19 protein-coding genes, 1 pseudogene and 1 riboswitch are annotated in these 19805 nt (G+C 73.5%); of the genes and pseudogenes, 14 read left to right on the forward strand and 6 right to left on the reverse strand.

Annotated features, from left to right (window positions below):
- Positions 1 to 257: 257 nt before the first annotated feature.
- The gene (locus ACF9IK_RS29595) at positions 258 to 1748 is read left to right on the forward strand and encodes an alkaline phosphatase family protein (RefSeq protein ID WP_395297128.1); all 1491 of its coding nucleotides are present in this window, start codon (positions 258 to 260) and stop codon (positions 1746 to 1748) included.
- 67 nt (positions 1749 to 1815) lie between these two features.
- Here ACF9IK_RS29595 and ACF9IK_RS29600 read toward each other — a convergent pair whose 3' ends face one another.
- Both ACF9IK_RS29600 and ACF9IK_RS29605 read right to left on the reverse strand, forming a co-directional pair.
- Positions 1816 to 2235 carry an HIT family protein gene (locus ACF9IK_RS29600; RefSeq protein WP_395297129.1) on the reverse strand — a complete coding sequence of 140 codons (420 nt, stop codon included), beginning with the start codon at positions 2233 to 2235 and terminating at the stop codon, positions 1816 to 1818.
- Positions 2236 to 2343: 108 nt separating this feature from the next.
- Positions 2344 to 3051: an MSMEG_1061 family FMN-dependent PPOX-type flavoprotein gene (locus ACF9IK_RS29605; protein WP_395297130.1), complete on the reverse strand. Its 708-nt coding sequence runs from the start codon at positions 3049 to 3051 to the stop codon at positions 2344 to 2346.
- A gap of 127 nt (positions 3052 to 3178) precedes the next feature.
- Between ACF9IK_RS29605 and ACF9IK_RS29610 the strand changes: the two genes are divergently transcribed.
- A complete protein-coding gene (locus ACF9IK_RS29610) occupies positions 3179 to 3493 on the forward strand; it encodes an antibiotic biosynthesis monooxygenase family protein (RefSeq protein ID WP_395297131.1) in 315 nt (104 codons plus the stop codon).
- 63 nt (positions 3494 to 3556) lie between these two features.
- Here the strand turns inward: ACF9IK_RS29610 and ACF9IK_RS29615 are convergent, their stop codons facing one another.
- Complete coding sequence (locus ACF9IK_RS29615; RefSeq protein ID WP_395297132.1) at positions 3557 to 3805, reverse strand: SCO4226 family nickel-binding protein; 249 nt, start codon at positions 3803 to 3805, stop codon at positions 3557 to 3559.
- A gap of 231 nt (positions 3806 to 4036) precedes the next feature.
- A riboswitch (FMN riboswitch) is annotated at positions 4037 to 4164 on the forward strand.
- Positions 4165 to 4361: 197 nt separating this feature from the next.
- On the opposite strand from ACF9IK_RS29615, the gene ACF9IK_RS29620 reads away from it, so the two are divergent.
- From ACF9IK_RS29620 to ACF9IK_RS29665, 10 genes are all read left to right on the forward strand, one after another.
- Complete coding sequence (locus tag ACF9IK_RS29620; protein WP_395297133.1) at positions 4362 to 5039, forward strand: riboflavin synthase; 678 nt, start codon at positions 4362 to 4364, stop codon at positions 5037 to 5039.
- Entirely contained in the window at positions 5036 to 5749 is a 714-nt protein-coding gene (locus tag ACF9IK_RS29625) for a nicotinamide mononucleotide transporter family protein (RefSeq protein WP_395297134.1), read from the forward strand. The genes ACF9IK_RS29620 and ACF9IK_RS29625 overlap by 4 nt, the downstream gene beginning before the upstream one ends.
- The gene (locus tag ACF9IK_RS29630; protein ID WP_395297135.1) at positions 5746 to 7005 is read left to right on the forward strand and encodes a bifunctional 3,4-dihydroxy-2-butanone-4-phosphate synthase/GTP cyclohydrolase II; all 1260 of its coding nucleotides are present in this window, start codon (positions 5746 to 5748) and stop codon (positions 7003 to 7005) included. Before ACF9IK_RS29625 ends, ACF9IK_RS29630 begins: the two co-directional genes overlap by 4 nt.
- Positions 7006 to 7098: 93 nt before the next feature.
- The gene (ribH, locus tag ACF9IK_RS29635; protein ID WP_395297136.1) at positions 7099 to 7569 is read left to right on the forward strand and encodes a 6,7-dimethyl-8-ribityllumazine synthase; all 471 of its coding nucleotides are present in this window, start codon (positions 7099 to 7101) and stop codon (positions 7567 to 7569) included.
- A 115-nt stretch (positions 7570 to 7684) separates the two neighbouring features.
- Positions 7685 to 7957, forward strand: a complete 273-nt coding sequence (locus ACF9IK_RS29640; RefSeq protein WP_030306151.1) for a phosphoribosyl-ATP diphosphatase — start codon at positions 7685 to 7687, stop codon at positions 7955 to 7957.
- A gap of 69 nt (positions 7958 to 8026) precedes the next feature.
- Positions 8027 to 8875, forward strand: a complete 849-nt coding sequence (gene hisG, locus ACF9IK_RS29645; protein WP_238861818.1) for an ATP phosphoribosyltransferase — start codon at positions 8027 to 8029, stop codon at positions 8873 to 8875.
- Between the two features lie 167 nt (positions 8876 to 9042).
- Entirely contained in the window at positions 9043 to 9477 is a 435-nt protein-coding gene (locus tag ACF9IK_RS29650; protein ID WP_395297137.1) for a PH domain-containing protein, read from the forward strand.
- A gap of 284 nt (positions 9478 to 9761) precedes the next feature.
- On the forward strand, positions 9762 to 11105 hold the full coding sequence (locus ACF9IK_RS29655) for a hemolysin family protein (protein WP_395297138.1): 1344 nt from the start codon (positions 9762 to 9764) through the stop codon (positions 11103 to 11105).
- The gene (locus ACF9IK_RS29660; protein WP_395297139.1) at positions 11102 to 12148 is read left to right on the forward strand and encodes a hemolysin family protein; all 1047 of its coding nucleotides are present in this window, start codon (positions 11102 to 11104) and stop codon (positions 12146 to 12148) included. The genes ACF9IK_RS29655 and ACF9IK_RS29660 overlap by 4 nt, the downstream gene beginning before the upstream one ends.
- Before the next feature lie 146 nt (positions 12149 to 12294).
- Positions 12295 to 13278, forward strand: coding sequence for an NAD-dependent epimerase/dehydratase family protein (locus ACF9IK_RS29665; protein WP_395297140.1), 984 nt, complete (start codon positions 12295 to 12297; stop codon positions 13276 to 13278).
- 76 nt (positions 13279 to 13354) lie between these two features.
- On the opposite strand, the pseudogene ACF9IK_RS29670 reads toward ACF9IK_RS29665, so the two are convergent.
- Together ACF9IK_RS29670 and ACF9IK_RS29675 are read right to left on the reverse strand one after the other, a co-directional pair.
- A pseudogene (locus tag ACF9IK_RS29670) lies at positions 13355 to 15375 on the reverse strand (AAA family ATPase).
- Positions 15376 to 15821: 446 nt separating this feature from the next.
- Complete coding sequence (locus tag ACF9IK_RS29675) at positions 15822 to 16400, reverse strand: uridine kinase family protein (RefSeq protein ID WP_395298719.1); 579 nt, start codon at positions 16398 to 16400, stop codon at positions 15822 to 15824.
- Between the two features lie 342 nt (positions 16401 to 16742).
- On the opposite strand from ACF9IK_RS29675, the gene ACF9IK_RS29680 reads away from it, so the two are divergent.
- Positions 16743 to 17906: an acyl-CoA dehydrogenase family protein gene (locus tag ACF9IK_RS29680; RefSeq protein ID WP_395297141.1), complete on the forward strand. Its 1164-nt coding sequence runs from the start codon at positions 16743 to 16745 to the stop codon at positions 17904 to 17906.
- A 269-nt stretch (positions 17907 to 18175) separates the two neighbouring features.
- On the opposite strand, the gene ACF9IK_RS29685 is transcribed toward ACF9IK_RS29680, so the two are convergent.
- A complete protein-coding gene (locus ACF9IK_RS29685) occupies positions 18176 to 18313 on the reverse strand; it encodes a hypothetical protein (RefSeq protein ID WP_395297142.1) in 138 nt (45 codons plus the stop codon).
- Positions 18314 to 18975: 662 nt separating this feature from the next.
- On the opposite strand from ACF9IK_RS29685, the gene ACF9IK_RS29690 reads away from it, so the two are divergent.
- Complete coding sequence (locus ACF9IK_RS29690) at positions 18976 to 19794, forward strand: methyltransferase domain-containing protein (protein ID WP_395297143.1); 819 nt, start codon at positions 18976 to 18978, stop codon at positions 19792 to 19794.
- Positions 19795 to 19805 lie beyond the last annotated feature (11 nt).

Here is a 19805-nt window from a genome sequence, read left to right on the forward strand (position 1 = left end):
GGGCCCGACCGGCGCCGCCGGGCCCGCGCGTGAAGCGCCTCGCGCGGCGTCGCCGCCGGGGTCGCCGCACCGGCCATCTCGGCCGTCGCGCGGGGCACCTCTTCGATCACCGAATGATAACGGGTCTGGACCGAATTCGAGCACTGTTCACGCCCGGGACGAAACCGCGGCGACCGCCGTCCATCCGCCGCTCCGACCGTTGTCACCGCTCCTCCTCCGCCCCCTTCCCCGCCGTGACGAAGCATCAGGAGACGAACGTGACCGCCGGATTCCCCCGCCGCAGCCTGCTCCTCGGCGCCGCCGCCGTGCTCGCGGCCGGCCCGCTGGCCCGTACCGCCGTGGCGGCGACCGCCACGGCCCGCACCCCGAAGGTCCTGGTCATCGGCCTGGACGGCACGATGCTCGACCGCATCAAGGACGCCGACGCGCCCAACCTGGACGCGCTGATGGCCGGCGGCCTCACCGCCGCCAGCAGCCTCTACGCCAACCCGATGGCCGCCACCGCCTCCGGCCCCGGCTGGTCCACCATCGCCACCGGTGTCTGGCCGGACAAGCACAAGGTCAAGGACAACAACTTCACCGCGCCCGCCTTCGCGGCCTACCCGGACTTCCTGACCCGGATCGAGAACGCCGTCCCCGCGCTGTCCACCTACGCCGTCGCCTCCTGGGCGCCGATCGCCGACACCATCTACTCCGGCAAGGTCGACACCCGCGTCGCCACCCCGTCCGCCGAGTACGACACCGGCACCACCGCCCGCGCCGTGGCCAGGCTCCGCGACGGCGATCCGGACGCCGTCTTCGTCCAGCTGGACAACGTCGACCACGCGGGCCACTCCAGCGGCGCCGCGAGCCAGGCCTACCTGGACGCGATCCACGGCGTGGACGCCCAGGTCGGCCTGATCGTCGCCGCCGTCCGGGGCCGTGCCACGTACGGGCAGGAGGACTGGCTGATCATGGTCACCGCCGACCACGGCCACACCGACGCGGGCGGTCACGGCGGGTCCGCCTGGAGCGAGCGGCAGACCTTCGTGATCGCCAACGGTTCCGCCTTCCCGGCCGGTTCGGTCCGCCACGACGTGCGTATCGTCGACATCGCGCCCACCGCCATCGCCCACCTCGGCCTGGCGATCGACCCGGCCTGGCAGCTCGACGGCAGCCCGATCCCGACCCTCGTGCCGGACGCCTTCGACTCGCTGCGCCCGCAGCTCACCGGGCCGGTGGACGAGACCGGCATCGCCGCCGGCACGATCGGCTTCACCCACACCCCGCCGAGCGGCTGGTCGGTCGACAACTCGGCGATGGGCACCGGCGGTGTCACCGAGTGGCGAGGCTGGTCCTTCACGACCGACGAGTTCTGGACCAAGACCCAGCGCGACCAGTACCGCGAGCTGAACGTCCGCTCCCGCAACGTCTTCGCGGTCGCCGACTCGGACGAGTGGGCCGACAAGGCGTTCAAGGGCAACTACGACACCACCCTGGTCAGCCCGGAGTACCCGGTGGCCGGGCTGAGCAAGGTCCCGGTCTCCTACACCGCCTACTACCAGCAGGAGGGCGCCCAGACCGCGCAGGTGCTGGCGGTCTGGGACGGCGGCACGCCGGTGCCGGTCAAGAGCCACACCGTCGAGACCAACGGCCGGCAGAGCCTGGTGCTGACCGTTCCGTCGAGCGCGAGAAGGCTTCGGCTGCGGTTCCGGTACACCGGCAGCAACAACTGGTACTGGGTCCTGGACAACGTCCGGGTCGGCTGACCGGGCCCGGCAGCCCCGGGGCGGGGCCCGGACGACGGGCGGCCGCGCCCCGGGGGGATCCGGGGGCTCACCCGGTGGCGGCCAGCGCGGCCCGCAGCCGCTCGGCGACCTCCGCCGCACCCGACTCGTCCGGGTACCTCGCACGCGGCCAGAAGAAGCCGCGCAGCCCGTCCTCCGGGTTGCGCGGCACCACATGCACGTGGAGGTGCGGCACCGACTGGCTGATCCGGTTGTTGGCCGCGACGAAGCTGCCCGCCGCACCGAGCCCGTGCTCCACGGCCGCCGCGACCCGCTGGACCTGGAGGAAGAACGGGCCCACCTGCGCCACCGGCAGGTCCGTCAGGGTCCGGTGGTGGGCGCGCGGCACCACCAGGACGTGGCCGGGGAAGAGCGGCCGCCGGTCCAGGAAGGCCACCGCCGCCTCCTCGTCGAGCACCCGGTGGGCGGCCTCGGTGCCCGCGACCACCGCGCAGAAGACGCAGTCCATCCGCCCATTCAACCGAGCGCCCGCCCGCCCGGCGCGTCCGCGAACCCCGGCCCGTGCGGATTCACCCGCCCGGCCGCCGCCCGGCCGCCGGGCCGTGGGCGCGTGCGGCTACTCGTAGCGGTACAGCAGGGACTCGCGCTCGGCCTGCTCGATCGCCTCGACGGTCAACGAGGGGTCCCGCAGGTGGGAGAGGGTGACCTCGGCCGAGCGCGGCTGCTCGTCCTCGGCGAGCCAGCCCTCCGGTTTCCACGCCGAACTGCGCAGGAACGCCTTCGGGCAGTGTGCGTAGACCTCCTCGACCGCCACCACGATCGCGCTGCGCGGCGGCTTGCCGACCGCCGTCAGGTGCTCCAGCAGGCGCGGGTCGGTGGAGACGCAGGCGCGGCCGTTCACCCGGAGCGTGGTCTCCCGGCCCGGTACCACGAAGATCAGGCCGACCCGGCCGGTCTCGACGACGTTGTGCAGGGTGTCGAGCCGCTTGTTGCCGGTGGCGTCCGGTATCGCCAGGGTGTGCTCGTCCAGCACCGAAACCAGCCCGGCCGGCCCGCCGCGCGGCGAGACGTCGCACCGTCCGGCCGCGTCGGCGCTCGCCACGAAGACCAGCGAGGAGCAGGCGATCAGCCGCCGGGCCACGTCGTGGACGCGGTCCACCTGCTTGCGGCGGGCGAGGTCGCTCGGCTGCTCGTAGATCTCGCGCAGCTGCGCGGCCTCGCGGACGGCGTCCGCGCGGAGCGACTCGAACAGGCTCGCCGGCGTGCCGCCGGGCGTCGCGGGCCCGGTGGTTGACGGTGTGACGGTCCCCGGTGTTGTGGTCATGCCGGGGAATTTAGCGGAGCTCCGCCCGGCGGCTTCGACCGCCGCTCACGAATGCCCCGGATGCCCCTGTCCACCAGCGGCTTTGCGCCGATAATGGGGCCAAGGGCTCCCGTGGGAGGTGGTAGCCGTGATCGTCAGGATCTGGGCCGGCCAGGTCGTTGCCGGGCACATCGAGGAATTCTGCAGCGTGCTGCTCTCGCAGGTCATCCCGCAGCTCGGGGAGACGGACGGCTGCCTGGGCGGTGAGCTGCTGCGCTCGGTCTCCGAGGACGGCCACCGGGTGCTCGTGGTGAGCCGGTGGCGCGACGAGGAGGCCCTACGCGGGTACGCCGGGCCGATGTGGCGGATCCGGCCGGTCTGGTCGGAGGGCGAGCTGCGCTACCTCGTGCACCCGCCCGAGGTCACCCACTTCACGCCGGTGGCGGCCGCCCGTCCGGCCTGAGCCGGCACGCGCCTCAGGCCGGACGGGGTTCCTGTTCTGGCCGGCGTCTCGGACCGGCAGCCGTCAGACGATCAGCGGCACCGGGTGGATCTCGTCCGCGGGGTGGCCGGTGCGCTCGTGGATGCGCTGCACGGCCTCCTTGGACGGCGCCTCGGAGAGACAGTAGACGGTGCCCGAGGCCGGGTCGGCCCAGGCCTGCTCGAAGTGCACGCCCTCGTCGCCCTCGATGGCGAGATCGGCCTGGTGGGCCATCCGCAGCTGCTCCTCGGTGATCCCGGTCATGCCGTGGTGGACGTCCATGAACTTCGCCATCGCCCTCGCACCTCCTGGGTCCGGGCCGGCGGTCGCCGACCGGCTACCACCAGCCTGCGCCCGCCGCACCTCGGCCCGCCACCGGGGGCGGGCCCGCCCGCGCGCCGGCCCCGGTCGCCCGGGACACCCGCGCCCATTCCCGGCCCGCGCGTGAAACAGGCCACAGCGGAAGCCTCTCCCTCGGCCCCTGCGGGCCATGGCACAATGACGTCAGCAGTAGCAGTGACGTTCAGCGCACTCCGGGGTCGGTGAAAATCCGAACCGGCGGTTACAGTCCGCGACCCGTCCGCAGCCAGCGGCCGGTTGACCAGGTGAAATTCCTGGACCGACGGTTAAAGTCCGGATGGGAGGCGTGCGCGGCGGACGAAGAGCAGTACCCGAGGCACCCCTGACGGGGCTCGGGGAGGTGTGCGACGGGAGAGCCCTCTCCCCTCGGTTCCGGCAGCCCGGCGACGGGTCCTGCCGTCGGCCGTGCCGCGCACCGTACGGCTGCGCCCGTCCGCATCCTCTCCCGTGCCGCCCCGGAGTCCGCGCCCCAAGCGCGAGGAGAACCCGGGTGTTCACCGGCATCATCGAAGAGCTCGGCGAGGTCGTGTCGATCGAGGAGATCGGCGACTCCTCGCGGATCCGCCTGCGCGGCCCGGTGGTCTGTCAGGGCGCGCACCACGGCGACTCCATCGCGGTCAACGGCGTCTGCCTGACCGTCGTCGACACCCCTGAGCAACTGGCCGCCGGCACCGGTGAGTTCAGCGCCGACGTGATGGCCGAGACGCTGCACCGCTCAAGCCTCGGCGAGTTGAAGCCGGGCTCCCGGGTCAACCTGGAGCGGGCGATGGCGCTCGGTGCCCGGCTCGGCGGCCACCTGGTGCAGGGTCATGTCGACGCCACCGGATCGCTGTTGAGCCGTGAGCCGGGCGAGCGCGACGCCGACGGGAACCTCCGTTGGGAGGTGCTGCGCTTCTCGCTGCCGGCGAGCATCTCCCGCTACCTGGTGGAGAAGGGCTCGATCACCGTGGACGGCGTCAGCCTCACCGTGGTCGAGGCCGCCCGGGACAGCTTCACCGTCAGCCTCATCCCCGCGACCCTGGCGCTGACCACGCTGGGCGCCAGGACCGTCGGCGAGAGCGTCAACCTGGAGGTCGACGTCCTCGCCAAGTACGTGGAGCGCCTGCTGGAGTCGCGTACCCTGCCCGCCGGGCTCGCCCCCGCCGAGACCGCCGAGGACGCCTCGTGAACTGGCTCAACGGCACCGTCCACCTGGTCGGCCAGGACGTCTACCGGTCCGACATCATCGGCAACCTGCTCGGCCTGACCGCGCTGGCCTTCGGCTGGCGCCGTTCCCGGCTCACCTGGCCGGTCCAGCTCCTCTCCGGCGTCGTCCTGGTGGGTGCCTACTGGAGCGCCCACCTGAGCGGCGGCGTCGGCAAGCAGGTCGTCGTCATCCTCGCCGCCGTCTGGGGCTGGACCCAGTGGCAGCGCGGCAAGCAGGAGAGCCGGCGAGCCACTCCGGCCCGGGCCGGGGCACCGGGCCGAGAGGGCCCGGAGGCGGGCGGGCGAGCAACCGACGGGGACGTCCAGGTGCGGTTCGCGACCGGCCGTGAGCGCGCCGCGCTGATCGGCGGCACCGCGCTGGGCACCCTCGCGGTCGGCACCCTGTTCACCGTCTACCCGCTGTCCTGGGACGCCTGGCCGGACGCCTACATCTTCGTCGGCACGCTGGCCGCGATGGTGGCCCAGGCGCGCGGCTGGGTGGAGTTCTGGTTCGCCTGGGTCGCGGTCGACCTGGTCGGCGTCCCGCTCGCCTTCAACAACGGCCTGGTCTTCTCCGGCCTCACCTACAGCATCTACTTCGTCCTGGTGCTCCTCGGCCTGCGCGCCTGGTGGCAGCGCGGCCGCACGGTCCGCCCGGCGAAGGACACCGTCCTCCAGGGAGCCTCCGCATGAGCACCGACCGCGTCACCGAAGAAGACCTCGTGCTCGACCCGGTCGAGCGGGCCGTCGCCGACATCGCGCTCGGCCGGGCCGTGATCGTCGTCGACGACGAGGACCGCGAGAACGAGGGCGACATCGTCTTCGCCGCCTCCGCGGCCACCCCCGAGCTGATGGCCTTCACCATCCGCTACAGCTCCGGCGTGATCTGCGCCCCGATGACCGGCGAGGAGCTGGACCGGCTCAAGCTGCCCCCGATGACCCAGGTCAACGAGGACCGCAAGGGCACCGCCTACACCGTCTCGGTGGACGCCCGTGAGGGCGTCGACACCGGCATCTCGGCCGCCGACCGCGCCCGCACGGTCCGGCTGCTCTCCTCGCCCGGCACCGAGCCGGGCGACCTCACCCGTCCCGGCCACGTCTTCCCGCTGCGCTCCGTCGAGGGCGGCGTGCTGGTCCGCCCCGGCCACACCGAGGCCGCCGTCGACCTGGCCCGGCTGGCCGGGCTGCCCCCGGCCGGCGCCATCGCCGAGGTGGTCAACGACGACGGCACCATGGCCCGGCTGCCCGAGCTGGTCGCCTTCGCCCGCGAGCACGGCCTGGCGATCATCTCGATCGAGGACCTCATCGCCTACCGCCGCCGTACCGAGCTCCACGTGGACCGGGCCGCGATCACCGCGCTGCCCACCGCGTACGGGGAGTTCACCGCGGTCGGCTACCGGGGCAGCATCGACGGGGTCGAGCACCTCGCCCTGGTCGCCGGCGGGCTGGACGCCGACGGCAGGCTGCCGGACGGCGAGGACGTGCTGGTCCGGGTCCACTCCGAGTGCCTCACCGGCGACGTGTTCGGCTCGCTGCGCTGCGACTGCGGCCCGCAGCTGGAGGCCTCGCTGCGCCGGGTCGCCGAGGCCGGCCGCGGCGTCGTCCTCTACTTGCGCGGGCACGAGGGCCGGGGCATCGGCCTGGCCCACAAGCTGCGCGCCTACGAGCTGCAGGAGCAGGGGCGCGACACCGTCGACGCCAACCTGGACCTCGGGCTGCCCGCCGACGCCCGCGACTACAGCATCGGCGCGCAGATGCTCGGCGACCTCGGCGTGCGCTCGCTGACCCTCCTCACCAACAACCCGGAGAAGCTCGCCGCGCTCACCGAGCACGGCCTGAAGGTCAAGGGCCGCGAGGCGGTCCAGACCCCGGCCGGCGAGCACAACCTGCGCTACCTGCGCACCAAGCGCGACCGGATGGGGCACGACCTGCCCGGCCTCGACTCCTGAGGCCCGAGCCCTGACCCCCGGCCCCGCCCGCCCGGCGGAGCCCTCCCCTCCACGCACGATTCCACGTACCGCAGCACCGAAAGGGAACAGCAGATGAGCGGCCACGGAGCCCCCGAGCTGACCATCGAGAACGCCGCCGACCTCAAGGTCGCCGTGATCGCCGCGCAGTGGCACGAGCAGGTGATGAACGGCCTGCTGGACGGTGCCCACCGCGCGCTCAAGGAGCTCGGCATCGCCGAGCCGACCGTGCTGCGGGTGCCCGGCACCTTCGAGCTGCCGGTCGCCGCCAAGCGCCTCGCCGAGCGCGGCTACGACGCGGTGATCGCCCTCGGCGTGGTCGTCCGCGGCGGCACCCCGCACTTCGACTACGTCTGCCAGGCCGCCACGGCCGGCCTCACCCAGGTCAGCGTCGACACCGGCGTCCCGGTCGGCTTCGGTGTCCTGACCTGCGACGACGAGCAGCAGGCGCTGGACCGTGCGGGCCTGCCGGGTTCCGCCGAGGACAAGGGCCACGAGGCGGTGACGGCGGCCGTCGCCACCGCCGCCGTGCTCCGCACGCTCTGACCGACCCGCCCCGCACGGGCCCGGAACACCCCCGGACCGTGGACGTCCACCGGACTGTCCACGGTCCGGAATCGTTTACCGCCTGTCAGCCCGCACGCCGTAAGGTGAGTCCATCATGGCTTCGAAGACATTCGAGGAGCTCTTCACCGAGCTCCAGCAGAAGGCCGCCACCGGCGACCCCTCGTCCTCCCGCACCGCGCAGCTCGTCCAGCAGGGCGTCCATGCGATCGGCAAGAAGGTCGTCGAGGAGGCCGCCGAGGTCTGGATGGCCGCCGAGTTCCAGTCGGACGAGCAGACCGCCGAGGAGATCTCCCAGCTCCTCTACCACCTTCAGGTGATGATGGTCGCCCGCGGGCTGACGCTCGACGACGTCTACAAGTACCTCTAGCACCGGCCCCCTGCACCACGTCCAGGGCACGTGCACACCACCCCCCAACCAGGTAAGGAACTGACCTCCATGCTGCGCATCGCCGTTCCCAACAAGGGTTCGCTCTCGGGTCCTGCGGCGGAGATGCTCCATGAGGCCGGCTACCGCCAGCGCAAGGACCCCAAGGAGCTCGTCCTCGTCGACCCGGACAACCAGGTCGAGTTCTTCTTCCTGCGCCCGCGGGACATCGCGGTCTACGTCGGCTCCGGCCGGCTGGACATCGGCATCACCGGCCGTGACCTGCTGCTGGACTCGCACTCCAACGCCGAGGAGGTGCTGGCCCTCGGCTTCGGCGGCTCCACCTTCCGGTTCGCCCGCCCGGAGGGCGTGGACGTCAAGGACGTGCAGGGCCTGGAGGGGCTGCGGATCGCCACCTCCTACACCGGTCTGGTCGAGCAGCACCTCGCCGACCACGGGGTGAAGGCCACCGTCACCAAGCTGGACGGCGCGGTGGAGACCGCGGTGCAGCTCGGCGTCGCCGACGTGATCGCCGACGTGGTGGAGACCGGCACCAGCCTGCGCAACGCCGGCCTGGAGGTCTTCGGCGAGCCGATCCTGGTCTCCGACGCCGTGGTGATCCGGCCCAAGGGCGCGGGCGAGGATCCGGCCGTCGACCAGTTCCTGCGCCGCCTGCAGGGCGTGCTGGTGGCCCGCCGCTACGTGCTGATGGACTACGACATCCGGGCCGAGAACGTCAGCGCCGCCGTCGCGCTGACCCCCGGCCTGGAGTCGCCGACCGTCTCGCCGCTGCACACCGAGGGCTGGGTGGCGGTCCGCTCGATGGTGCTCCGCAAGGAGGCCCAGCGGATCATGGACGACCTGTGGGGCATCGGCGCCCGGGCCATCCTGGTCACCAACATCCACGCCTGCCGCCTCTGAATCATCCCGTCCACCACCGGCCCTCGGGCCGCGTCCGCCGTCCCGCCGGGGCCGCCCGCCGATCCCGGAGGGGCGGGCGCAGGCCGGGAGGTAAGCACCGGTTCAATGGGGCGGGCCGCCGACTCCGGCGGCCCGCCCCATCCTCTGAACGACCCCCGGAGAACCACGTGACCACCCCCGCCGAGCTCCCCGTCACCTGGGCCCCGCGCCGCACCCGTGCCGTGCTGCTGCCGGTCTGCGGCCTGCTGGTGGTGATGTTCGCGGTGATCGCCGTGGCGCTCCCGGCGAACTGGCAGCTCAACGACCGGATCATGATGGTGCTCAGCGGGCTGCTGTTCGCGGCCGCCGGCGTCATGCTGGCCCGCCCGCGGGTGAGCGCCGACGCCGAGGGCGTCACCGTGGTGAACTTCGTCCGCAGCCGCCGGCTGGACTGGGCCGAGATCGTCCGGGTCAACTTCCGCCAGGGCGACCCGTGGGCGACCCTCGACCTCGCCGACGGCACCTCGCTCGCGGCCGTGGGCATCCAGTCCGGAGTCGGCAAGGCCCAGGCGATCGCGGACGCCCGGGCGCTGCGCGACCTGGTCGAGGGCCGCGGCCGCTGAGCGGCCGAGCCGCCGGGTCCCCGTCGCCGAGCGGCCGAGCCGCCGGACCCCTGCCGCCGGACCCCTGCCGGTGGACCCCTGCCGGTGGCCCGCGCTGTGGGTCCGAACACCGGGCCGACGGCCGTACGGGTATCGTCTACGCTGGTAAAAGCAGGGCAAAGACGCCCGACCGCGCTGAGCCCTGCCCGAGAACGACCTGAGGAGTGACTTCCCCCGTCCATGGACGATCCGTCCGGTAGTACCTACGCCGCCCCACTTCCGGCCACCGGAAGGCAGGCGGCACTATGATCACCGCCTGGCTGCTGTTGTCGGCGGCCTTCCTGCTGATCCTCGTCAACGGCCTCTTCGTGGCCGCCGAGTTCGCCTTCGTGACCGTCGAGCGCGGGGCCGTCGAGCGTGCCGCCGCGGCCGGTGACGCCAAGTCCGCCCGGGTCTCCAGGGCCCTGCGGCACCTCTCCTTCGAGCTCTCCGGCGCCCAGCTGGGCATCACCGTCACCTCGCTGGTGGTCGGCATGCTCGCCGAGCCGGCGCTCTCCGTCATCCTGAGCCCGGTCTTCACCGGGATCGGCCTCTCCGAGGGCGCCGCCCGCGGTGCCGCGGTGATCGTCGGTATGGTGCTGGCCACCGTCGTGCAGATGGTGATCGGCGAGCTGGTCCCGAAGAACTGGGCGATCTCCCGGCCGCTCCAGGTGGCCCGCTCGGTGGCCGCCCCGCACATGGCCTTCTCCTACGTCTGCCGCCCGCTGATCAGCTTCCTGAACGGCTCGGCCGACCGCACCGTGCGCGCCTTCGGCATCGAGCCGCAGGAGGAGCTGGGCCACGCCCGCACGCCCGCCGAGCTGGTCTCGCTGGCCCGGCACTCGGCCAGGGCCGGCGCGATAGACGAGGAGTCGGCCACGCTGTTCGTGCGGACCCTCGGCCTCGGCGAGCTCACCGCGGAGTCCGTGATGACCCCGCGGGTCGACGTCGCCGCCCTCCAGCGCGACGCCAGCGCCGCCGACGTGGTCAACCTGACCCGGGCCACCGGCCTCTCCCGCTTCCCGGTCTACGCCGACAGCCTGGACGAGGTCACGGGGACCGTCACGCTCAAGGACGCCCTCGCCGTGCCGCCCGCCGACCGCGCCTCCGTGCGGGTCGCCGACCTCGCCGTGCCACCGCTGCTGGTGCCCGAGACGCTCCCGGCCGAGCGGCTGCTCGACCAGCTGCGCCGGCTCCAGCCGATGGCCATCGTGGTCGACGAGTACGGCGGCACCGCCGGCGTCGTCACCGTCGAGGACATCGTCGAGGAGATCGTCGGCGCGGTGCAGGACGAGCACGACCCCGCCGACACCCCGGACCTGGTCCCGCTGCCGCCCGTCGACGGGCGGCCCGTCTGGGCGGCCGACGGCCGGGCCCGGATCGACCAGCTGGAGGGCATCGGCCTGCACGCCCCCGACGGGCCGTACGAGACGCTGGCCGGCCTGGTCGCCGACCTGCTCGGCAAGCTGCCCGCCCCCGGCGAGTGCGCCGAACTGCCCGGTTGGCGCTTCACCGTGGAGGCGGTGGACCGCCACCGCACCAGCCGGGTCCGGGTCGAACGCACCGGCGAACCGAACCGCACCGGCGAGGACGAGGACGGCATCCGATGACCGCGCTCCAACTGGCCGTCGCCATCCTGCTGCTGCTCGGCAACGCCTTCTTCGTCGGCGCCGAGTTCGCCGTCGTCTCGGTCCGCCGCAGCCAGATCGAACCGCTGGCCGAGGCCGGCAACCGGCGTGCCCGCACCGTGCTGCACGCGCTCTCCAACGTCTCCGCGATGCTCGCCGCCGCCCAGCTCGGCATCACCGTCTGCTCGCTGGGCCTCGGTGCCCTCGCCGAGCCGACCATCGCCCACCTGCTGGAGGGGCCGTTCCACGCGATCGGCGTCCCGTCCGGCCTGATGCACCCGCTCTCCTACGGCATCTCGCTGGCGGTGGTGGTCTTCCTGCACATGGTGATGGGCGAGATGGTGCCGAAGAACATGGCGATGGCCGGACCGGAGAAGGCTGCGCTCTGGCTCGGCCCGCCGCTGGACCGGCTCGCCCGCTGGCTCGCGCCGGTCATCCGCGCCCTGAACGCCTTCGCCAACGGCGTGCTCGGGCTGTTCCGGGTCGACGGCAAGGACGAGGTCGAGTCGGTGTTCACCACCGAGCAGCTGATGTACCTGCTGGCCGACTCCCGGGACGCCGGACTGCTCGACGAGGACCGCCAGGAGCGTCTGGAGGACGCCCTGGAGCTGGGCCGCCGCCCGGTCACCGACGTGCTGCTCAAGCCGGAGCAACTGGTCACGGTGGACACCAAGGTCACCGCGGCGCAGGTGGAGGAGCTGGCGTTGCGCACCGGCTTCTCGCGCTTCCCGGTCACCGACGGCGACCCGGCCGGCCACGGCTACCTGGGGTACGTGCACCTCAAGGACGTCCTGGACGTCGACGACCGGTCGGCGCCGGTCCCGGCCCGCCTCTGGCGGCCGATCACCGTGCTGCGCGGCTCGCTCCCGCTGGACGACGCGCTCGGCGCGATGCGCCGGGCCACCTGTCACCTGGCGGCGGTGCTCGACCAGGACGGGCGGACCCTCGGCGTGGCGATGCTGGAGGACGTGTTGGAGGAGCTGGTCGGCGAGATGCACGACCCGGACCACCGCACGGTGGCCTGACCGGCGTTCCGCCGCGGGGCGGACGCAGGGGAGCGCCCCCGGCGGTCCGTTCCCGGCGGGGCCGCCCGCCGCCTTTCGCTCCGGGCGATTCTGCCCTGAGCATGCAGGCGTTCCCATGCCGACCACCCTGGTGCAGGGTGGTCGGCATGAGGCTTCTGCTGTTGGGTGGAACGGAGTTCGTCGGGCGCGCCCTCACCGAGGACGCACTGGCACGGGGATGGGAGGTGACGGTCTTCCACCGGGGGACGCACGCGCCGGCGGACGGCGTGCGCGCCCTGCACGGGGACCGCACGGCCGAGGGCGGCCTGGCCGCGCTGGCCGAGGGGGAGTGGGACGCCGTGGTGGACACCTGGGCGGGCGCGCCGTCGGTGGTGCGCGACAGCGCCGGGCTGCTGGCCGACCGGGTCGGCCGCCACGTGTACGTGTCCAGCCGGTCGGTCTACGCCTTCCCGGTGCCGACGGGGGCCGCCGAGGCCGAGGACGCCCCGTTGGTGGACGGCTCGCCCGACGACGGCGAGGTCCCGTACGCGGAGTCCAAGCGCGGTGGGGAGCTGGCGGTGCTGGACGCGTTCGGGGAGCGCGCGCTGCTGGTGCGGGCAGGCCTGATCATCGGCCCGTACGAGAACATCGGCCGACTGCCCTGGTGGCTCAACCGGATCGCCCGCGGGGGCCCGGTGCTCGCCCCGGGGCCGCGCGACCTCGCGCTGCAGTTCGTCGACGTCCGCGACCTCGCGTCCTGGACCCTGGACGCGCTCGAAGCGGGCCGGTCCGGGCCCTACGACCTGGTGAGCCCGCCCGGGCACGCCACCATGGCCGAGTTGCTGGAGGAGTGCGTCCGGGTCACCGGTGCCGACGCCGAGCTCCGCTGGAAGGACCCGGAGGCCGTGCTCGCGGCGGGTGTCGAGCCCTGGTGGGAGCTGCCGTTCTGGCTCCCGCCGGGCGAGCTCAACGACGCCATGTACGGCGCCGACGTCAGCCGGGCGCTGGCGGCGGGGCTGCGCTGCCGCCCGGTCGCGGAGACGGTCGCCGACACCTGGGCCTGGCTGCAGGCGATCGGGGGCACGGCGCCGCAGCGCCCGGACCGGCCCGCGGTCGGCCTGGACCCGGAGCGCGAGGCGAAGCTGCTCTGAGCGCGGTGCCCGGCGGCGCTGATCCGCCGGAACCCCGGCCGCCGGGCGCGTCCGACGGCGGCCGGGGCGCGGCGGATCAGCCCCGGCCGTCGATCAGCTCGCCGTAGGCCTGGACGAGGTCCGGCAGCCGCAGGGTGGCCAGGTCCTCGCGGCCGGGCGGTTCGCGCAGCAGGGTGAGCCGCAGGTCCCGGTAGGCGCAGGACTTCTCGTACAGGGTGCGGACGAACCGGCCGTTGCCGAGCTCGTCGATCCAGCCCTCGCGGACCACGTGGGTGCAGATGCTGGCCAGCTCCTCGGCGGCGTCCTCGTCCCAGCCGTCGCCGTCCCGGTCGGCGAGTGCCGCACCTATCGCGGTCAGCTCGCCGGGGCGGTAGCTGGGGAAGTCCACCCGGGTGGTGAAGCGGGAGTTGAGGCCGGGGTTGGTGGCGAGCAGCCGGTTCATCCCCTCCGGGTAGCCGGCCAGGATCACCACCAGCCGGTCACGGTTGTCCTCGGCCCGCTTCAGCAGGACCTGCAGCGCCTCGTCGCCGTACGCGTCTCCCTTGCTGTAGCCGGAGTTGGAGAGGCTGTAGGCCTCGTCGATGAAGAGCACGCCGTCCAGCGCGGAGTCGATCAGCTCGTTCGCCTTGACCGCCGTCTGGCCGAGGAACTCGCCTACCAGGTCGGCTCGTTGGGCCTCGACCAGATGGTCGCCGGAGAGCAGGCCGAGGGCGTGGAAGACCCGGCCGAGGATGCGTGCGACGGTGGTCTTGCCGGTGCCGGAGGGGCCGGAGAAGACGAAGTGCCGCTTGGGGGGCTGGACCGGCAGGCCCTGCGCGGCCCGCAGCCGGGACATCCGCAGCTGGGCGGAGAGCGCCCGGACCTGCCGCTTGACCGGCTCCAGGCCGACCATCCGGGAGAGCTCAGCCAGGGCGGCGTCCAGCTCCTGTTCGCTGCCGGCCGGGGGAGTGCCCCGCCGTGGGCCGGACCGGTGCCGCCCGCTGTGACCGGGGCGAGCGGCGGGACGGCCGGGCCCGGGCGCTCACCGGCAGGCGCGGTCTGGCCCGGCGGCAGCGGGGTGCCGGCCGCCCCGGGGGTGGCGGGTCTGGGCGCCGGATCGGTGCCGACGGCGTCCTGTTCGGCCGGGAGCGGCCCGGACGGCGGCCCGCCGGAGTAGGCCTCGGCAGGGTAGGAGTCGGCGGAGGAGGCCTCGGCGGAGGGGGTCTCGGCCGGTCCGGCCCCGCCGACGAAGGCTCCGGGCTCGAACCCGGCGGCGTCCTGGCTCCCGGCCCCCACCGCGTCCAGGTCGGCCACGGAGCCCGGTCCGTCGGTGTCGAACCCGATGTCGCCGGCCGCCGTACCCGCCTCGCGACCGGCCGCGCCCACGGCGTCCAGCAGCGCGTCCCCCAGACCGTCCTCGGCCGCGATCGCCGCGAGCCGGGCCGCGGTGTCCATGAACGCCGGGTCGGCCCGGTGCACCGCCCGGTAGAGCGGTAACGCGGCGGCGCTGCGCCCGGCCCCCTCGTACGACCGCGCCAGCCAGTACCGCAGCTCCTTGCGCTGCGGCTGCTCGGAGCGGCAGCGGGCGAGCGAGGCCGCCAGCGGAGCCTGCGCCTGCGCGCACATGTCCAGCCGGACCCTGGCCATGCCGGCGAACAGCCCGGCCTCGATGCCGAGCAGCGGGTCGTCCAGCAGCCGGTCGGTGTCGCGGATCAGCTGTTCCCAGTCCTTCAGCAGGTAGGAGCGGCAGGCGTGCAGGAAGCGGGCCGACGGGTCATCGACGGGGGACGGGCACTCCTCCAGGGCCTGGTCCAGCTCGGAGAGGTGGCGGCCGTCCAGCCAGTGAGAGGCGTGGGCCAGGGCGAGGTCCCGGGAGTCCTCCAGCACCGGCTGGACCCACCAGCCCAGCCAGTACCAGGAGCTGAGCGGCCGGCTGTGGCGGCGGCGCTGCTCGCCGAACCGTCTCTGGTGCCGGTACATCGCCAGCAGGGCGCCGGAGGTGTCGCTGCGCAGCGCGTGCAGGCCCAGCCAGGCGTCGGCCATCCCCGGGTCCAACCGGACGGCCGTCCGGAACTCCTCCTCCGCGCGGGCGTACGCTCCCGCCGTGTAGGCGTCCATCGCGCGCAGCCAGGCGCGGTCGGCGAGCCGGTTCGGGGCCGGGCCGCCCGCATTGTCGCCGTCGGAACTGTCCACCGTCGTCACTCACGCCCCCCGCGGTGTGCCTCGGGGCTCGGCCGGCGTCGGAGTCGTCGTGCGCGGAGCCGGCCGGTGGTCGAACGCCCCCGGGACGCATATGCGCCTCCCGGAAATCGTACCGGCGCAGGGCTGATCCGGAAGGGTGCCGCGCCGGGTCAAATACGATCGAGGGCGCGGGTGTTGGGCTTCCGCCAGGGCCGTGGGGGCCCGGGAGGGCGCACCGGCGCGCGCGGACGGCGCACAGGGCGCCCGGCGGGGGGACGGCACCCCCGGCTCACGGGGGAACAAGCCGGGGGTGCCGAGTCGAGGTGTTGCGCGGTCCGTGGACGCGGCGACACCGGAAACCTAATTCCTGACGATACCGCAGGTCAAGGGCTTGTTGAAGGTTCACCGACGGTGCTCGACATGATCCGCCCGGTCACTCCGTCGACCCGCGTCGCGGCGTACGGGCGGCTCGGGTCGACGGCGAAATGCGCCGTTTCGGCCCGCGCCCAGCCCTCCCAGAACTCCGCCAGTGCCGGGCCGTCCCGCTCCTCGCCGCGCCGCCGGGCGTCCTCGGCCGCCAGCTCCATCCAGACCACCCGCGCCAGCCACGGCCGCACCGCGCGCCGCCCGGCGCCGACCCCCTCCACCAGGACCACCGGTGCGCTCGGCGCCGCCGCCGTCGAGGCGAAGCGGCGCAGCGTCCAGTCGTACACCTCGTACGCGGCGTCCCGGCCGGCCGCCAGCGGCTCCAGCACCTGCGCCGTCAGCCGCCCGGTCCAGCCGAACGGCTCCGCGTGGGTGGCCAGGTCGTCCAGGTGCACCACCGGGGCCCCGCCGAGCACGGCGGCCAGCCGGCCGGCGAAGGTGGTCTTGCCGGACCCGGCGTGGCCGTCCACGGCGACCAGCCGCACCGGCCCGCAGGACGGCGCGAGGCCGAGCAGCTCGGCCGCGAGCGCGGTCAGCTCCGCGGCGGACTCCCCGGAGCCGCCCCCTGCCGGCCGGCCGGGGCCGAAGGCACCAGCGCCAGCCGGCCCGGCGGTACGGACACCGGGTCGGTCCGCGGACGGGGGTTCGAAGGTTTGGGAAGCAGCCACAACGGCCACCCTACGGCCGCCCACGTGCCGATACGGACAGTGATCCCCTGCAGGTCGTGACGGCAGTGCCGGGAATCGGGCATACTCGCATCGCCACGCTAGTGAACGGCCGTTCACCGCAATCCGGTGCCGGTCGGTCCGACCAGCCACACCCGCGTCGGGCCCGTCACTCCGGGGCCCGGTGCCCGAACGAGGAGGCGACCAGCCGCCATGACCACCTCCCCTGTGAAAGCCGTGGACCGTCAGCTCCCCAGCGAGGAGGCCCGCGAGCTGCTGGGTCTGACCCGGGAGCTGGTCCAGCGCGAGCTGCTGCCGCGCGCGGCGGAGGACGAGGCCACCGGCCGCTTCCCGCGCGAGGTCTTCCGCACCCTCGGCGCGGCCGGCCTGCTCTCGCTCCCGTACGACGAGAAGTACGGCGGCGGCGACCAGCCGTACGAGGTCTACCTGCAGGTGCTGGAGGAGCTGTCGGCCGGCTGGCTGGCGGTCGGCCTCGGCGTCAGCGTGCACACCCTCTCCTGCCACGCCCTGGCCACCTTCGGCACCGAGGAGCAGCGCGCCGAGTGGCTCCCGGGCATGCTCTCCGGCGACCAGCTCGGTGCGTACTGCCTCTCCGAGCCGCAGTCCGGCTCGGACGCCGCAGCGCTGCGTACCCGCGCCGACCTGGACGGCGACGACTACGTCGTCAGCGGCACCAAGGCGTGGATCACCCACGGCGGGCAGGCCGACTTCTACAGCGCGCTGGTGCGCACCGGCGAGCCGGGTGCGCGCGGCATCAGCTGCCTGCTGGTGCCGGGCGGCGCGGCCGGTCTCTCGGCGGCCCCGCCGGAGCAGAAGATGGGCATGCGTTCCTCGCCGACCGCCCAGCTGCACTTCGACGGCGCCCGGGTGCCCCGCGAGCGGCTGATCGGTACGGAGGGGCAGGGCTTCCAGATCGCGCTCGCCGCACTGGACTCGGGCCGTCTCGGTATCGCCGCCTGCGCGATCGGCGTGGCCCAGGCCGCGCTGGACCTCGCCGTCGACTACGCGCGCACCCGCCGCCAGTTCGGACGCCCGATCGCCGACTTCCAGGGCCTGTCCTTCATGCTGGCCGACATGGCCACCCAGATCGAGGCCGGCCGCTCGCTCTACCTGTCCGCCGCGCGGCTGCGCGACGCGGGCCGGCCGTTCTCCAAGGAGGCGGCGATGGCCAAGCTGTTCTGCACCGACACCGTGATGCGGGTGACCACCGACGCCGTCCAGGTCCTCGGCGGCTACGGCTACACCCAGGACTTCCCGGCCGAGCGCTACATGCGCGAGGCCAAGGTGCTGCAGATCGTCGAGGGCACCAACCAGATCCAGCGCCTGGTGATCGGCCGTCACCTGACCAAGGGCTGATCCCGTCGCCGGCCGGCTCGGCCGCGGCCGGCCTTCGTGCACGACTGTGGCCCGTCCGGGGATCCCCGGACGGGCCACAGCCGTTCTCCGGGGACTTCGCGGGCGCCCCGGAGGGGGGCGGAGCGTCCGCGGGGAATTCCGCGAACGCCGTGGGGTGCGTTCCCGGAGCCACCCCGGGAATCCCCGGCCCGGGGTAGCGGAAAGCGGCGGTCTCCGGGGCGGGGGATATCCGCCCGGAGACCGCCGGGGTGCCGCTGAGCGGCGCCTGGTCAGGCCGCGATCTTCCGCATCTGGAATTCACGGTCGGCGGCGTCGTCGCTCTGAAGCTCGGCCACCCAAGCCTCGAAGTCGGCGATCTCCTCCAGGCTCGGGGCCGGACGGACCGCCTCGATGAGGGCAGTGCTCATGGAAATGTCACCCCCGTTCTTCCTGAGTTCCTGCTGTGGGCTGGAAGGCCTCTGATCAGGGCCTCTTGACCGAGTCGATGTCGTACTCGGTCACCCAGGCCTCGAAGGCCGCGAGCTCCTCGTCGGTCGGAGCGATGCGCGTAGCCATGTCTGTCACCCCCGTTCGTGCGATATGTTCCGTACATCGGGAGGGAGCGCCCAGGAATGCCCGGCGGGTCATCCGCGGGCGTCCCCCGGATCAGCTCGACGCTCGAATTCAGCGCATCTTCATCGAGTTGATGTCGTACTCGGTGACCCAGGCCTCGAAGGCCGCGATCTCCTCGTCGGTCGGAGCCGGACGGGTAGCCATGAATTTCCACCCCCTTTCCTTGATCGACTGCGGGGCGACGCTAGCGCGTTGCATGTCCACATCAGCAACGTGATGCGAGTCACACGCCGGGAGTGTTTGCGGTGATCGTCACTCTCGACTGCGTACATGTCATGACGTAGAGTCTGGCGAAGATCATCCAGTCGACGCCGACGGGGTGCCGGAGTTTCGCGCCCCAGGTCGGCCGGGCCGCAGCACGCCCGTGCGCGAGCCGGGACCGCGGGTCCGAGCGCCAGTGAAGCGCCGTCACCGGGCGCACCGGTCCGTCGACCTGCACATCGGAGGGGGAGTCCCAATGCCTGTCGAGGCGATCGGAGCCGACCTGCGTGCCTTCGCGGCCGTGGACGAGGCCGAGGATCCGCTGCCGCTGATCCGGGCGCTGGACGAGGGCAAGGCCTACCCGGGCATGCGCACCGCCGAGGAGGCCATCATGGCCGAGCTGCGGCTGGAGGGTGCCGCGGCGGTGCTGGACGTCGGCTGCGGGCTGGGCGCCGACGCGATCGCGATGGCCGGACGGGTGCCGCAGGGTGCCCGGGTCACCGGGATCGACCTCAGCCGCACCATGGTCGCCGAGGCCCGGCTGCGCGCCGCCCGGGCCGGTGCGGCGGTCTCCTTCGAGGTCGGCAGCGCACTCGAACTTCCCTTCCCAGTAGGAGAGTTCGATCGCTGTCGGGCCCAGACCCTGCTGCAGCACGTGCCCGACGCGCCGCGCGCGATCGCCGAGATCGCCCGGGTGCTGCGCCCCGGCGGCCGGGCGGTCGCCTTCGAGTTCGACCTCGGCACGACCGTGCTCGACCACCCCGACCGGGCGGTCACCCGGACGATCCTCGACTACGTCGCCGATGCGGCGCTCCAGGGCTGGATCGGCCGTCAGCTGCCCCGGCTCTACCGGGAGGCCGGCTTCACCGAGGTCGCGGTCCACCCGCACCCGGTGCCCAACGACTTCGCGTTCTTCCTGTTCACCATGCGGCGACCGCTCGCCCAGCTCGTCAAGGACCGGGTGCTGACCGCCCGCCAGGTGGTCGCCTGGAAGGGCCGGCTGGAGCAGCTGCACGAGGGCGGCCACTACCTCGGCGGCACCACCGGTTACCTGGTGTCGGCCACCAAGGCCTGACCCCGCTCCGG

Origin of the sequence: Kitasatospora hibisci, from assembly GCF_043950205.1 — a bacterium.
GTDB lineage: Bacteria > Actinomycetota > Actinomycetes > Streptomycetales > Streptomycetaceae > Kitasatospora > Kitasatospora hibisci.

Bases quoted from the DNA above. Each gene is read 5' to 3' on its own strand.
- ACF9IK_RS29600 (WP_395297129.1), bottom strand. From the start codon at position 2,235: ATGGACTGCGTCTTCTGCGCGGTGGTCGCGGGCACCGAGGCCGCCCAC.
- ACF9IK_RS29605 (WP_395297130.1), bottom strand. From the start codon at position 3,051: ATGACCACAACACCGGGGACCGTCACACCGTCAACCACCGGGCCCGCG.
- ACF9IK_RS29615 (WP_395297132.1), bottom strand. From the start codon at position 3,805: ATGGCGAAGTTCATGGACGTCCACCACGGCATGACCGGGATCACCGAG.
- ACF9IK_RS29630 (WP_395297135.1), top strand. From the start codon at position 5,746: ATGAGCACCGACCGCGTCACCGAAGAAGACCTCGTGCTCGACCCGGTC.
- ribH (WP_395297136.1), top strand. From the start codon at position 7,099: ATGAGCGGCCACGGAGCCCCCGAGCTGACCATCGAGAACGCCGCCGAC.
- ACF9IK_RS29640 (WP_030306151.1), top strand. From the start codon at position 7,685: ATGGCTTCGAAGACATTCGAGGAGCTCTTCACCGAGCTCCAGCAGAAG.
- hisG (WP_238861818.1), top strand. From the start codon at position 8,027: ATGCTGCGCATCGCCGTTCCCAACAAGGGTTCGCTCTCGGGTCCTGCG.
- ACF9IK_RS29655 (WP_395297138.1), top strand. From the start codon at position 9,762: ATGATCACCGCCTGGCTGCTGTTGTCGGCGGCCTTCCTGCTGATCCTC.
- ACF9IK_RS29660 (WP_395297139.1), top strand. From the start codon at position 11,102: ATGACCGCGCTCCAACTGGCCGTCGCCATCCTGCTGCTGCTCGGCAAC.
- ACF9IK_RS29665 (WP_395297140.1), top strand. From the start codon at position 12,295: ATGAGGCTTCTGCTGTTGGGTGGAACGGAGTTCGTCGGGCGCGCCCTC.
- ACF9IK_RS29680 (WP_395297141.1), top strand. From the start codon at position 16,743: ATGACCACCTCCCCTGTGAAAGCCGTGGACCGTCAGCTCCCCAGCGAG.
- ACF9IK_RS29685 (WP_395297142.1), bottom strand. From the start codon at position 18,313: ATGAGCACTGCCCTCATCGAGGCGGTCCGTCCGGCCCCGAGCCTGGAG.
- ACF9IK_RS29690 (WP_395297143.1), top strand. From the start codon at position 18,976: ATGCCTGTCGAGGCGATCGGAGCCGACCTGCGTGCCTTCGCGGCCGTG.